Genomic DNA, 15,099 nt, shown 5'->3' with positions numbered 1-15,099 from the left:
AACAAAACGTAAGTTTCATTTGTTTATATTAGTGAATGAGTAGGAGGAATATAATGAAAAAAATAATTCAATTAAAAAGATACTTAGTAATACTTCTGACCCTTATCTTATCTTTAGGGTTATATGCATGTCAAGACTCAAGAGAAACATCTGAACTTCCAACGGTAGAAACGGTTGGAAATTTTAAAAGTTATGATGAATTAAAAACCTATTTAAACTCTTTTTATGATAAGAATGATGATATTTATCTGTATCAGAATTCAAACATGTTAGCAGAAAATACAATTTTGACTACAGGGGTATACATGTCAGGAGCAGAAGATTCTTCACAGTCAACCACTCCAATAAGTCATAGTGAAACCAATGACCAAGTAGAAGGGGTATCTGAATCAGATCGTATCTTAACCGATGGAATAAATATTTACGTTTTATCAAATCAAAAATTCTTTATTATTGATGCTTTATCATTAGAAATTGTATATTCCTATACGATTGAAAACGGATATTTAACAGGAATGTATCTTTATAATGATAAGATTGTTATCATAGCAAATGAATATCTTTATGATGAAACAAAATTAGAAGATGTCTATTACTGGAGTTATTACTCCTATGGAACCAGTGTAAATGTATTTGATACTTCAGATATGGAAAACATTTCCATTACAAAAAGAGTCTATTTCGATAGTACTTACCTTGTAAATAGCCGTATGATTGACGGATATCTTTATTTAGTAATGGATAATTATACAATCAACTACGGATTTAGCGATGATAATTTTGTTCCACAGTATCGTGATTCTACTATAAGTAGCGATTTAATTAATTTACCAGCAGAAAATATCTATTACATGCCAAATGACAATCAATCGTTTGGGTATTTACTTCTTGCATCCATATCAGTTGATACCGATGAAGAAGCCAATGTAAAAGCATATCTTGGAAGTAGTTATCAAATCTATATGAGTTTAAATAATCTGTATACGATTATTTATCGCAACACTTATGATGTAGTAGAACAAACTTATACTTACAATACTTATATTCTAAGATTTGAAATTATTGAAAATGAATTAGTCTATCAAGCAATTGGTAAAGTAAATGGATCGCCACTAAACCAATTTTCAATGGATGAATATAATGGTGTATTTCGAATTGCAACAACAGGTTATAGTTATTTTCCTGAATCTTGGAGCATTACAAATGAGTTATACTTACTGGATGCAACTTCGCTTGAATCTATGACTCAAATTCAAACGTTATCTGGACTTGGAAAACCAGGAGAAAGAATTTATGCAGTAAGATTTAGTGAAGATTATGCATACGTTGTAACTTTTATTCAAACCGATCCTCTTTATAAACTCGATTTAAGCGACCCAGAAAACCCTCTTATTCTTGGAGAATTATATGAAGATGGCGTATCAGATTATCTTCATGAAATTAGTGATTCCTTAATGATAGGAGTCGGAAGACAAGCCGAAACTTCTGGTGATTGGACTCGCTTTACTGGAGTCAAAGTCGCAATATACAACACGTTAGAAGATATTCCTGTTACTCTCGAAACGTATTTAGTTGAAGGAGAATACAGTTATACTGATGTTCAATATGATCATAAAGCTTTTGTGACATATGAACCAGATGGAGCAGATTTCATGTACGTGGCCATTCCAATCTATGAATACTATGAAAACTATTATCAATATTCTCAAAGCGTATACGTATTTAAAGCATTTTACTCAGGTGATTTAGAACTTGTTGCAAAGTTATCACATTATCAAGAAGAATCAGTTAACTATTATTGGTATTTTGATTCAATTGATCGCACCGTAATGATAGGAGATAAAATTTATACTGTTTCCTATTCGAAAATTCAAATGTATGATATGGCAAACGATTTTCAATTACTAAAATCAACAGAATTAGATCCAGATTATTTCAGCAATATTTATTCATCTCCAGTGTCTCCAATCGATTAATAATTGCTTTAGAGGAGCCCTTTTCAAAAGGCTCTTTTTTTTTTCGTATATTATTAGAATAATATAATATAACAAAAAGCTTAAAATATAACGAAAGTCATGTAGATTTTTTTTTTAAATCATGATATATTTAAATTGGAACAAATAGAATAACACTATTTTAATAGGAGGGATATTTTGTGAAACGAAAGATTATATCAATTTTTTTGTTATTTGTTTTTACTTTTGCGTTAGCTGGTTGTGACCTTTTTGGTGGAACAACAACTACGACTACGACTGCAGCAACCTCTGATACTACAGACACCACGACAACAATTACGACAGAAACTTCTGGAACAACGACAACGACTATCACTACTACAACTTCCGGAACTTCGACGACAACGACAACAACGACCGTTAATACCGGAACAACTACAACCACTCAAACTTTGACGACAACAACTTCTTCTGGAACGACAACGACGACTACTACAGATGGAGAATTGTTTGTACGCCAAGATTTAATTGATTACATAATTGCTAAAGCGGGAGACACTACACCAACGACTGAAGAAATAGAAGCGAAAATTGCCTTCTATAAAGCAATCCTTGGAATAACTTCCGAGCAGGACCTCTATTATCTTTTACTTGCATCCGATACTTTAATGGATGAGTTTAATTTAGTAGAGACTTTAACAGATTTCCAAGCTTTATATCAAAATGCTAAAACATTGGGCTTTGACAAAACATTTGTTACAAATGTCATGACCAATGCAGCATTACAATTTGTGAATGAATCAGCAGACAATTTTGATGAAACTTTTTATACTTCGCTGATTGCTGAAATGCAAGCAGACATTGTGGCAAATGAATTTTCTATGATGCAAATTCGAAGTGGAATGACAGATTACTGTAATAATAGTACAGGTTATGGTGTTGAATGTATTGGCTACTATGATGCTTATATAAACGAATACCAATTGAATACAGTTTTTAGTCAAGCACAAGATGAAGCAGAAAACAATCCTGCTTTTGATATCAGCACTTATCTAGATCTTATTTGGAATTTGGATGATGTGATTCAATATACTTATTATAATGTAGACACGTATTATCAAGAACTATATCAAGACTCTTTTGATACCCTTTACGGTGCTTTATCACCTGAAGAAAAAACACTTTATGATAATGTGTTAGAAAAATACGAGTTATACGCTACTGTAATGTATCGAGATCGTTTACCAAAACAAGATTTTCTATATGGTGTAACTGATTATAATTCAAATCCAATTGCTCAAATTGTTTATTCCGATTATTATTCTTATTACGAAAATCTCGGAAATTTAAATCAACAAATCCGTTTTGAACTGCAAGAAAGCCAAGATGAATTAGTGCGCATGCAAGAGCAACATCAAATGATGATCTTAATGCAAACGTATTTTGGAAGTGTTGCAGGACAAGCAAAACTTAAAACATTAATGATAACAATATATGACATCTTAGATTCGGTTATTTTAGGTGTAAGTCAAGAATCATTTGATTTATTACTTGGAATCTTATCAAGTGAAACAGATTTTTCATTTGAAGATTTAACCGCGGAAGAGATTGCTCTATATTCAGGTCAAATAGCGGATTTAATGACTTTGATTAAGTCTACTATTACTACAGAAGATACCGACAATCTGAAAGCTTTAGTAAAAGAGTTTGCGGCAATTTATGTAGGTTCATTAGATTTAACTTTATTAGAACAAACTGCTTTAATTGTTAAATTAAATGCAGCTGTCGATCATTACGTAGATGTTTTCTTTGAAACCTATGATGATTTAATTGTATTTTTGGATTCCATTACTTTGCAAAAAGCAAGTATCATTCTTGATGTCGTTGCAATGATGAAATCAGAAGATGCTACGATGGAAGAGCGAATCATTGGAATTGCAACACTCATTGATACCTTACAAAGTGATGGCAGTTTAGATATTAATTCACTTACACACAATTTAACAGAGCTTTATTATGATATACAAACCATGTTTAATCCAGACTTATTGATTGTAAGTGATGTAAATGATGCTATTGATGAAAACATTGCCCGTATTCTAGAACTTTCTGCCATTATTAAAGAATATGATTCTTCTACAATTCTCGATGCAGAAGATATGCTAAATTTAGAGGAACTTTTGGCGCGAGTTCAAGCGTTTGCTATGATGTTTGAATATGGATTTGAATCGATTTTAGATCCAATAGCATTTGGTTATGAACACCAAGATTTTATCGACTTAATTTATCGTTTATCTGATGAATGGATGACTCTTGAAGAAGCAGAAGCACAACTATTAATGTATATGGATGTATTTGGATATGAATCCGAAGAAGAAACCTATTATCTTCTATCAACTATTATGATTTTCGCGAATGAATTAAGAATGATTTCTTCTTTTACGGATTTCCAAAATTGGTTCTATCAAGTTATATATTTAGGCTTTTCAAATGAAGCAATTGCAGAATACATTCTAAACTTTATTATTTTAAAAGTTGATGACATAAATACAAATTCTATTATTGATAAACTTGCTGCTGTCAATGATAGAATTGATGAATATACGGGATATATAGAATTTTATTCTGATGAATTAGATAGTATTAATGCGGAAGTTCTTATGGGAATAGCCATGTTAGATCCTTCATACCAAGCAACTGCCACAGCTTTTTGGGAAGCAGCTATGCAACGCGTTATTTTAGAAATTGAAGCAAATACAGCCTATTGGAACGCTATGGATACTCTTGGGTACTATACGGTTTTAAGGTTAATTGATGCAAGAGATATGGTTGTTTTTTACGAATCTATCTTGGATTTTGAAAATGCAGCATTTTCGCAAGATGCTTATGATACACTCTATAATTCTTTAGAGCCTGAGGAACAAGATCTAATTGACGATATGTTTAGCGCCGAGAATGCTTTATTACTATATGAAACAGATACATATAATCCTTTGTATCTGCAATGTGAAAGTTTAGAATACTTTAATGTTACGATAATGTTTACTGAATTCGAATATACTTATTTTAGTTGTTATCAAAATATGATTGATTATTCTTCGTTTCTAGAAGGATATGTAGCTGAATTAGCACAGATTGAAGCAGACCAAGCATCACTATTATTACTTCAAACGTATCTTCAAGATCTTGATAATCAACAATTAATTCAAGATGTAATAGTGATTGTCATTGAAGAGGTAACTCAATTGATTCTGGCTTCAGATCCACAAACATTTGATGTATTCTTTGGCTTTTTAATGAATACGACAGTGAAAGTATATGGCCTTATTGGAGAAGAGCCTGAAACTCCTGATATTGACTTAAGTCCAGAAGCTATACTTGGATATTCAGAAGATATCTCAGCGCTACTTCACTTAATCTTTAGTACGATGTCTTTAGAAGATATTGTAAAAGTCAAGGCACTTCTGTTAGATGCCATTGAGATTCAGTTAACCATGGAAGGAAAGACTGGACCTGAAATTGAAGCCTTTATGACGGTTATTACGCCTGAAATCGATAAATATTGGGTTATGCTTACAGGCTTGATTGAAGTAATGTATCATACTTTAGATGGACTAACCGAAGCTAAAATTCAAATTGTTATAGACAATTTGACAATTATTATGGATGACATGAGCTCTCTACCTTCCAAGGTGATTGCTGGTTCCGCTATCATTGATGCTTTGTGTACTGATGGTACATTTGATTATGAAACCATCATTGATTCAGTACTTACTGTTTACTTTGATGTGATGTATGAATTTGATTATAGTCTTACAGATTTAGAAGATTTACAAACGATTTATAAAGATCAAATCGCGGCAATCATTGCTCTTGCAAGCGAAATAAAAGATTATGATGTTGAAAATTTAACAGAATTACAATTGCAATCAATCTTTGAAGCTCAAAAAAGAGTGATGTATCTTATTTCAGTGGTTCAAAACCCTGAAAGCATTACAGATACATATGTGTTTGTCTATGAGCATACAGATTTTGTCAATTTAATCTATTCTATGTATGGAGACGAATTAACACCAACGGAAGTAGAAGACGAAATTTCAAGCTTAATGGCCTCATTTGATGCAACAGAAGAATTTACATACTATAGAATCACCTTAATTGGATATTTGATGCAAGGAGTATCAAAAATTGAAACCTTAAGTGATTTCAAAACTCTGGTTCAATCCATCTTAAATTCTGGAGTCAGTATCGCTGACTTATCCGAATATGCAGTAAATACGTTGGTTGATATGTTCTGGCAAAATCTAGATAAGAATCCAGTGTATTTTGATTATCAAAGTTTGCTTGATAATTTAGCAGGCTATGTTGCTTCTTTGGATGCATCTGAAATAGAACTTGCTCAAATAGATTCTGAAGTTGATTTAGAGATTTCAGGTATTATCAATATTGTTGCGCAAGAACTTGCTGAGGCTGTTTGGCTCCAAGGACTTGATTTAAATGAATTAAACCGCGCGTGGGATAATTTTTATTACGAAGGTAGCGATTCTGATTTATGGAGCGGTTCGATTTACAACGAGTTAATGATTTATCGCTATGGTATTGGTGAAACCCCAATAGATTTAGAAGCATACGATTTATTGTGGTCCTCGTTAAGTGTTGAACAACAAGTACTATACGCTCCTGTATTTGACGCTTCTGATGATTACTTTGCTGCTTTAGAAATTTATGAAGGTTTATTAGAGGATTTAGTAGCATACGCACTAACAACTTCTGATGAAGTTACGGAGTTTAGTGATTACTTAGATGCGATGAGAATTGACCGTTATTTTGTGCAAAACGATGTGATTCGGTTAACACGAAATGTACAATTCTTTGAAATTGAAGTTGCTATGGCACAAGCAGAATTAGGAATGATTTTAATTGTGGCAGATTACTTAAGTAATCCTGATAATATAGGCCTTTCAAAAGAAGTATTAGTTATTGTTTTTGATGAATTTGCTAATTTTATAATGAATGCAGATGAAGAAACTCTTAACTTTTTCGCAAGTGTATTTTTCAATTTTGAAGGAAATCCAGAAGAAGAAATAAATGCTTTGTTTATTCTTACGAAACTTCAAGCGATATCTGATATGTTAGATTTATTCTATGCAACCTTTACACCAGAAGAAATGGATACTCTAACCTTATTCTTAGATCAAGTGATGGGATCTTACATTCGGAACTGTGAGTTAGACTTCAGTGACTCAGAAGAAATTGCATTAATCCTATCTATGAACATTATCATAGAAGATTATTTCCAAAATATACTTGCATTAGTTCCAATCTTTAACAGTTTCTTAGATTCCTTGACTCTTGAAAAAATTCAAATTGTTATGGATCAAACGGCATTACTAAATTTACTTCCTACAGAAGACGATAATGCAGATAACCTTGTTAGACTACAAGCAATTAGTAATATATTGGTTGCTTTACTAGGGGATGGAAGTTTAGATACAGATGCAATTATCGATACTTTAATTGGTCTTATATATGATGTAGAAATAGCAATTGGCAATGATGAATTCACAGCGGCTAACAGAATTTTAGCATTTCAAACAGCCCTTGATGCTTTGATGTTGCAAGCAAATGTTGTTTATCTATATGACTTTACTTCTTTAACAGTAGAACAATTAATACAAGTCGATTTATTTAAAGGCTGTATTGATTCTCTTCAAGAATTAGTAGTTTACTTACCAATTCAATTGCCAGCTTAAACAATAATGCAAGTGGAGCTAAAATGCGAAATTTTAGCTCCACTTTTTTTTTTATGATATAATAAGAAATGGTGATAAATATGATAGTCTCCCTTACAAACGAAAAAATTAAGGATGTATTAAAACTCAAGTTAAAAAAACATCGTTTAGAAGCAATGGAATTCGTGGTTGAAGGATTCCATTTGGTTCAAGAAGCTATTTCTGAAGGTGTGTGTAAACGAATTTTCTATACTGAAAAAACACTTGATTTCAAACTTGAAACGTATCAAGTTTCAGAAGAAGTTATGAAAAAAATGACTGATCTTGAAAACTCTCAAGGTATTTTAGCGGTATGCAAAATTTCATCCACTGAAAATTTATCCGATCGTGTTTTAATTTTAGATGGGATTCAAGATCCTGGAAATCTGGGAACACTTATTCGGAGTGCTAGTGCTTTTGGGTATTCAACCATTGTCTATGAAAACACAGTAGATATCTACAATCAAAAAGTGATTCGTGCCTCTCAAGGAGCTATTTTTAAACTACATTTTTCTTCGCAAAACATTTTAACTTTTATGAAATTACATCCAGAATATTATTACATCGGTACGGATTTAAAAGAAGGTAAAAATCTGAACAACTTTTTTGTTTCTGTAAAGAAAATAGCCATTATTTTAGGAAATGAAGGGTCTGGAGTGAACGAGTTAATCTTAGCGAAAACCAATGCGAATTTATATATTGAAATGGACAATATGGAATCCCTTAATGTAAGTGTTGCTGGAAGCATATTAATGCATCATTTTAGGAATTGGAAAGGATAACACTATGGAATATATTTATGAAATAAATCGAATTTTTGCCATAGATACATCTCAAAAATTGTTAGCTGAAGTCACTTTTCCTGCAAGAGATGATCATAGAGTAAATATCAATCATGTATTTGTTGATGAATCATTAAGAGGACAAGGAATTGCTTCACATTTAATGGAATTGGCTTACGATTATATCAAAAAAAACGACTTACTCATCATTGCAAAATGCCCTTATGCCATTTCTTGGTTTAAAAAAAATGTTGATTTTCAAGACATTGTTGTAAACGTAAAAACCAAAAAAGAAACCTAAAATACTGATATTTATATCTTGAAATTAGCTACACTGTGTGATATAATATCACTGCATAAGTTACTTAAGAGAGGGTCGGACCCTCTCTTTTTGATAGAAAAAGGGGGTTTACAATGGATCTTTCAAAGTTAAAAATTCAAATTGAAAAAAAGGTTCGTGAATTGGGATACGACTTTTATGATCTTGAGTTTGTGAAAGAACGAAAAGTAGATGTCTTAAGAATATTAATTGATAGTGCAAATGGAATCGATATTAATGATTGTGTAAAAGCTTCAAATTATCTAAGCACCTATTTAGATGAAATCGATCCAATTCCTATGGAATACCATTTAGAAATATCTTCACCAGGAGCTGAGAGACCTCTTAGAAATCGCGAAGAGATTGTTAAGGCCATAGGAAAGTTTGTTCATATCGACAATTATGAACAAAAGTTTGAAGGGGATTTAATTGGATTTGAAGATGACTATGTCATTATTAAAATTAAAAACAAAAACATTGAAATCAAGTTTATCGATATCCAAGAGATTCGATTAGCCATAAAATTTTAGGAGAATATAAAGATGATTAGCAAAAACTTTTTTGAAGCTTTAAATGTAGTAGCAGATGAAAGAGGCGTTTCTAAAGATAAAATATTAGATATTTTTGGAAAAGGATTACTCAATGCCTATAAAAAAGATTACAATGGTCAACAAAACGCAAAAGTAATCTTTAACGAAGAAAAATATGAAATTTTAATTGTCGCCACCTATTTAGTTGTAGAAGAGATTGACCTAGAAGCGGAAAAAGGCACTCAAATTACAATCGTAGACGCTCAAGATATTAAAAAGAATGCTAAAGTTGGCGATATTATTGAACAAAAAATCACTCCAAAAGATTTTGGAAGAATTGCAGCATCTAGTGCAAAACAAATTCTGACACAAGGATTAAAACAACTAGAAAGAGAGCGAAACTTTGAAATTTTTACTGATAAAACGGGAGAAATGATTATTGCAGAAGTTGTTCAAATTAATGACGATTTTGTTACACTTAGTTTAGGATATGATACTGAAACTTCGATACCTTCAAAAGATTTATTGCTTTCGGATTTATATCTTGGAAATCAAGTAAGAGTTTATATAACAAAAGTGGAGCAAACAACAAAAGGACCTAAAGTGTTTGTATCAAGGACGGATCGTAACCTTGTAAAACGTTTAATGGAAAATGCCATTCCAGAACTTCATGAAGGAATAGTTGAAATCATTGGACTTGCAAGAGACCCAGGTGATCGTTGTAAAGTATGTGTTTCATCAAACAATCCAAAAGTAGATCCACTTGGTGCTTGCCTTGGTAAGAGTGGCTCCAGAATTAAAGAAGTAATCGATCAATTAAACGGTGAAAAAATTGACATCTATAAATATAGTGCTGATCCAAAAGAATTAGTTTCAAATGCCATTCAACCAGCAAGAACTGTGGCTGTATTGGTTGATTTGAAAGAGAAAACTGCCATTGCGATTGTTCCTGATGATCAATTATCTCTTGCGATTGGAAAAAAAGGACAAAATGCAAGACTTGCAGTTCAATCAAGTGGATGGAAAATAGATATTAAATCAGAATCCGACGCATTGATTCAAGACATTAAATATTAACATCAAAAAGGGTGATAAGTGATGAATAAAATCAGAAAAATCCCAATGCGAAAGTGTGTTGTTTCACAAGAACATTATGAAAAAAAAGCATTACTTCGAGTTGTTAAAACCCCAGAAGGCATTGTAATTGTTGATCCAACTGGTAAAGCGAACGGAAGAGGTGCTTATGTTTCCAAAAACAAAGATATTATTTTGAAAGCTCAAAAAACAAAAATTTTAGAACGTCATTTAGAAGTATCTATCCCAGATGAAATCTATCTTGAATTATTAAAGTTGGTAAGTCATGAATAAATCAAAAGTATTATCAACCTTTGGATTAGCTTATAAAGCTTCCAAGATGGTAACCGGTGAAGAAATGTGCCTGGATAGAATTAAAAAAAGAAAAGCGCTTCTTGTGTTCCTTGCAAAAGATGCTGGACCTAATACAACAAAAAGAATTACAGATAAAGCAAGCTTTTATAATGTAAAATTAAATACGGAGTTTACAAGTGATGAACTAAGTAATTCAACGGGAAAAATCAACCGAAAAGCACTTGCAATTACCGATGCTAATTTTGTATTATTAATTGAAAAGGCATTAAACGAATAAATAGAAAGAGGTGGTAATATGGCTAATAACAGACCAAATACCAAGAAAAAATCCAACTTCACAAACAAGAAACCGATGGAAAAGAAACCGATTCCTGTACAAAAAAAGCCTGAAGTTGTTGATAAAACAGTGTACTACAAAAGTACGATGACGGTATTAGAGTTAGCCGAATCTTTGAGTCGCCCAGTTGCAGAAGTTATTAAAAAACTAATGTTTATGAAAATCATGGCTTCTCAAACACAATCCGTTAATCGTGAAACAGCAGAACTTATCGCTATGGATTATGGATACGAATTTAAAGATGAAATAATGTCTGATGTATCCAGATTTGAAGAAATCGAGATTTTAGACGATGTCAAAGATTTAGTAGAAAGACCTGCAGTTGTTACCATCATGGGTCATGTTGACCATGGAAAAACAACTTTGTTAGATACCATAAGACATTCAAGAGTTGTAGCATCAGAAGCTGGAGGAATTACACAACATATTGGTGCATATCAAGTTACAAGAAATAATAAAGCCATTACTTTTATCGATACACCTGGACATGCTGCATTTACAGAAATGAGAGCAAGAGGTGCTAGAATTACCGATATTATTGTTTTAGTTGTTGCCGCGGATGATGGAGTTATGCCTCAAACAAAAGAAGCAATCGATCACGCAAAAGCTTCAAAATGTTCCATTATTGTTGCAGTGAATAAAATGGACAGACCAGGAGTAAATCCTGACCGCGTAAAACAAGAACTAGCAGATCTCGGACTACTTCCAGATGACTGGGGCGGCGAGACTCCATTTTGCTATATTTCAGCACTAAAAGGAACTGGAGTAGATAATTTACTTGATACAATTCAATTGGTTGCAGAAATGCTTGAATTAAAAGCAAATCCAAAACGAAATGCTGTTGGTACCGTAGTTGAAGCAAAACTTGATAAAGGAAGAGGACCAGTAGCTACCATTTTAATTTTAAATGGAACGTTAAAGATTGGTGACGCCTTTGCAGTTGGAAGTACTTACGGAAAAGTAAGAGCGATGAATGACGACTTAAATCAACCCATCTCACTTGCAAAACCAGGTGCTGCCATTGAAATTATAGGTCTTAATGATGTTCCTTTTGCAGGAGATCCTCTTATGGTTTTTGATGATGAAAAAGTTACCAAAGACATCGCTTCAAAAAGATCTAATCGTTTGTTTACAGAAGAACACAGTAACAGAAAACCAATTACTCTAGAAGAATTCTTCGAAAAAGCAGAAGGCAATATTAAAGAATTGCGCTTAATTATCAAAGCGGATACACAAGGTTCTATCGAAGCCTTTAAAGGTTCAATCGAAAAAATAAACATCGAAGGAACTTCGATTGATATCGTTCGAACCGGTGTTGGAGCGATTACTGATACTGATGTATCTTTAGCTGAAGCAAGTAACGCGATTATTATAGGTTTTGACGTCCAAGCTCCTTCAAACATTAGAGAAACCGCAGATGCAAAAGGTGTTGAAATTCGTGATTATCGAGTTATATATGAAGCTTTAGATGATATTGAAGCAGCAATGAAAGGCTTACTTGATCCTGTATTCGAAAAACAAATCATAGGTGAAGCTACTGTAAGAGAAACCTTCTCTATTTCCAAAATGGGAACAATTGCAGGGTGTATGGTATTATCAGGAAACATTAAAAGAGATTCTTTAGTAAAACTAATTCGTAATGGAAAAGTTATTTTTGAAGGAAAAATTTCTTCTTTAAAACGATTTAAAGATGACGTAAAAGAAGTGAGACAAGGGTTTGATTGTGGAATCATGATTGAAAATTATAACGATTTAAAAATTGACGACATTATAGAAGCTTCGGTAATGAAAGAGGTGCTTTAGAATGGCTAAAGTAGATCGTTTAGAAACACTTGTACAACGAGAAGTAGCAAATATTATTTCTCATGTAGTTAAAGATGATTTAGGTTTTTTTACAGTGACGGATGTTAAAATCACCAATGAACTATCTTATATGTATGTCTATTACACGGTGTTTGGTGGAAATGATGCTCTAGAAAAAACCAAAGAAGCATTAGAAAGAGCAAAAGGTTTTATTAAAAACCAAATTGCATTAAAAGTTAAAATGAGAAAAGTTCCTGAATTAATTTTCCGACATGATGAGTCTTATGAAAAAGGAAAAAAAGTAGACGATTTAATTCGTAAAATTAAATAAAAGATTTAAACTTTAGTGATAAACTAAAGTTTTTTCTTTTTTGGTATTGGTTGTAAGGTAAGGTAAGCTTTGATATAATAATCTAGGGTGTTAAAATATGAATCAAATCATAAAACAAAAATTAGAAACACTTCCAGAACTTCCTGGAAGTTATCAAATGCTTGATTCTAATAAAAACATCATTTATGTTGGAAAAGCAAAAAACTTAAAAAGTAGAGTAAAATCATATTTTATAGGTAGTCATGATCAAAAAACACAAACTCTAGTTAGTAATATTGAAGATTTTACTTATCTAATTACTCAAACAGAATTAGATGCATTCTTGTTAGAATTATCTTTAATCAAAGAGCATTCTCCTAAATATAATATTATGTTAATGGATGATAAAAGCTACCCATATATCGAAATTACAAATGAACTCCATCCAAAAATCGTCATAACGCGAAAAGTAACAAAAAAATCAAAAAACATTTTTGGTCCTTTTCCCGATTCTTATTCAGCAAGAATGACACTCAACCTTTTGAATCGTATTTTTCCTATGAGAAAATGCTTTAATTTACCAAAAAAAGTATGTTTATATTATCATATTGGGCAGTGCATCGGACCTTGTGTCTATCCTGTATCAAATGATACGTATCAAGGGATGATAGATAAAATCAAACGATTTTTAAATGGAAATAATCAAGAATTACTTCAAGACGTAAAAGAAAAGATGCTTTCTCACTCGCTAAATTTAGAATATGAAAAAGCAAAAGAATACAAAGATTTAATGGATTCAATCCTAAAAACAACGCAACAGCAACAAGTGATTTTTAAAGATTTAGTTGATCGAGATGTATTTGGATACCATCAATATGACCAGTTCCTAGCGATTACAATTCTTTTCATGCGTCAAGGAAAAATTATCTTTAGTGAAGCATCCATTTTTAGTTTCTTTGATGTTGCAGAAGAAAGCTTTATACGTTTCATCATCAAGTTTTACGAAACACATCCAATCCCTAAAGAAATTTTATTACCAAGAGAAAGTGATTATACATTGTTAGAACAAGTTATCAATCATAAAGTGATTTCTCCAGCAAGAGGAAGTAAAGCAAATTTAATTAAAATGGCAAAAGAAAATGCTTCTGTTCATTTACAAAACAATTTAGATGTCTATTTAAAAAAACATGCTAAAACAATAGGAGCTGTAGATGAACTTGCGGCACTTTTGGGAATAACCCCTCCAAGACGTATCGAAGCATTTGATAATTCTAATACGATGGGAACCAACCCTGTTTCAGCTATGATTGTTTTTTCCAATGGACTTCCAGAGAAAAAAGAATATCGAAAATTTATTGTAAAAACAGTGATTGGTGCAGATGATTATCATACAATGCAAGAAGTTTTATACAGAAGATTTCAAAGAATGTTAATGGAAAATACGATTTGGCCGGATTTGATTATTATGGATGGAGGAATTATTCAAGTTCATGCAGCGAAAGCAATTCTAGATTCTTTGTATCTAGATATTCCTATTATAGGGTTAAAGAAGGACTCAAATCATAAAACAGATGCCATTATAGATTTAAACGAACAAGAATTAAAATTAGACCGACATAGTAATTTATATATCTTATTAACAAAAATTCAAGATGAAGCACATCGATTTGCCATTTCATTTCATCGAAATGTTCAATCAAAACAAATTTACGCTTCTATTTTAGATGCGATTCCTAAAATAGGAAGTGTATCAAAACAGAAGTTGCTAGAGAAATACAAAACCATTGAAAACATAAAAATGGCTTCTGCTGAAGAGCTTCAAACTCTAGGAATTGCAAAAGATGCTATAGTTAATTTAAAAATAGCTCTAGAAAATTACAAATAGCACTCGCTATTTGTTTTT

General features: G+C 32.0%; 11 protein-coding genes. All 11 read left to right on the top strand.

Features of this window, described 5'->3' with window-relative positions; translation table 11 throughout:
• Nucleotides 1-53 precede the first annotated feature (53 nt).
• The 11 genes from KJ971_02190 to uvrC all read left to right on the top strand — a co-directional run bounded on the left by KJ971_02190 (nt 54) and on the right by uvrC (nt 15,081).
• The gene (locus KJ971_02190) at nt 54-1,976 is read left to right on the top strand and encodes a beta-propeller domain-containing protein (GenBank protein MBU1144653.1); all 1,923 of its coding nucleotides are present in this window, start codon (nt 54-56) and stop codon (nt 1,974-1,976) included.
• Between the two features lie 179 nt (nt 1,977-2,155).
• Nucleotides 2,156-7,708, top strand: a complete 5,553-nt coding sequence (locus KJ971_02185) for a hypothetical protein (GenBank protein MBU1144652.1) — start codon at nt 2,156-2,158, stop codon at nt 7,706-7,708.
• A gap of 80 nt (nt 7,709-7,788) precedes the next feature.
• Nucleotides 7,789-8,508, top strand: coding sequence for an RNA methyltransferase (locus tag KJ971_02180; GenBank protein ID MBU1144651.1), 720 nt, complete (start codon nt 7,789-7,791; stop codon nt 8,506-8,508).
• A gap of 13 nt (nt 8,509-8,521) precedes the next feature.
• Nucleotides 8,522-8,809, top strand: a complete 288-nt coding sequence (locus KJ971_02175) for an N-acetyltransferase (GenBank protein MBU1144650.1) — start codon at nt 8,522-8,524, stop codon at nt 8,807-8,809.
• Nucleotides 8,810-8,922: 113 nt separating this feature from the next.
• Nucleotides 8,923-9,357: a ribosome maturation factor RimP gene (locus KJ971_02170; GenBank protein MBU1144649.1), complete on the top strand. Its 435-nt coding sequence runs from the start codon at nt 8,923-8,925 to the stop codon at nt 9,355-9,357.
• A 12-nt stretch (nt 9,358-9,369) separates the two neighbouring features.
• Nucleotides 9,370-10,434, top strand: a complete 1,065-nt coding sequence (gene nusA / locus KJ971_02165; GenBank protein MBU1144648.1) for a transcription termination factor NusA — start codon at nt 9,370-9,372, stop codon at nt 10,432-10,434.
• A gap of 21 nt (nt 10,435-10,455) precedes the next feature.
• The gene (locus tag KJ971_02160) at nt 10,456-10,725 is read left to right on the top strand and encodes a YlxR family protein (GenBank protein ID MBU1144647.1); all 270 of its coding nucleotides are present in this window, start codon (nt 10,456-10,458) and stop codon (nt 10,723-10,725) included.
• The gene (locus KJ971_02155; GenBank protein MBU1144646.1) at nt 10,718-11,023 is read left to right on the top strand and encodes a ribosomal L7Ae/L30e/S12e/Gadd45 family protein; all 306 of its coding nucleotides are present in this window, start codon (nt 10,718-10,720) and stop codon (nt 11,021-11,023) included. The genes KJ971_02160 and KJ971_02155 overlap by 8 nt, the downstream gene beginning before the upstream one ends.
• 18 nt (nt 11,024-11,041) lie before the next feature.
• Nucleotides 11,042-12,886 carry a translation initiation factor IF-2 gene (gene infB, locus KJ971_02150; GenBank protein MBU1144645.1) on the top strand — a complete coding sequence of 615 codons (1,845 nt, stop codon included), beginning with the start codon at nt 11,042-11,044 and terminating at the stop codon, nt 12,884-12,886.
• 1 nt (nt 12,887) lies between these two features.
• Nucleotides 12,888-13,217, top strand: coding sequence for a 30S ribosome-binding factor RbfA (gene rbfA / locus KJ971_02145; protein MBU1144644.1), 330 nt, complete (start codon nt 12,888-12,890; stop codon nt 13,215-13,217).
• A gap of 97 nt (nt 13,218-13,314) precedes the next feature.
• Nucleotides 13,315-15,081: an excinuclease ABC subunit UvrC gene (uvrC, locus tag KJ971_02140; GenBank protein ID MBU1144643.1), complete on the top strand. Its 1,767-nt coding sequence runs from the start codon at nt 13,315-13,317 to the stop codon at nt 15,079-15,081.
• Nucleotides 15,082-15,099: the final 18 nt, after the last annotated feature.

Source organism: Bacillota bacterium, assembly GCA_018818595.1.
GTDB lineage: Bacteria > Bacillota_I > Bacilli_A > Izemoplasmatales > Hujiaoplasmataceae > JAHIRM01.
This window is presented reverse-complemented; position numbering and strand designations above follow the sequence as displayed.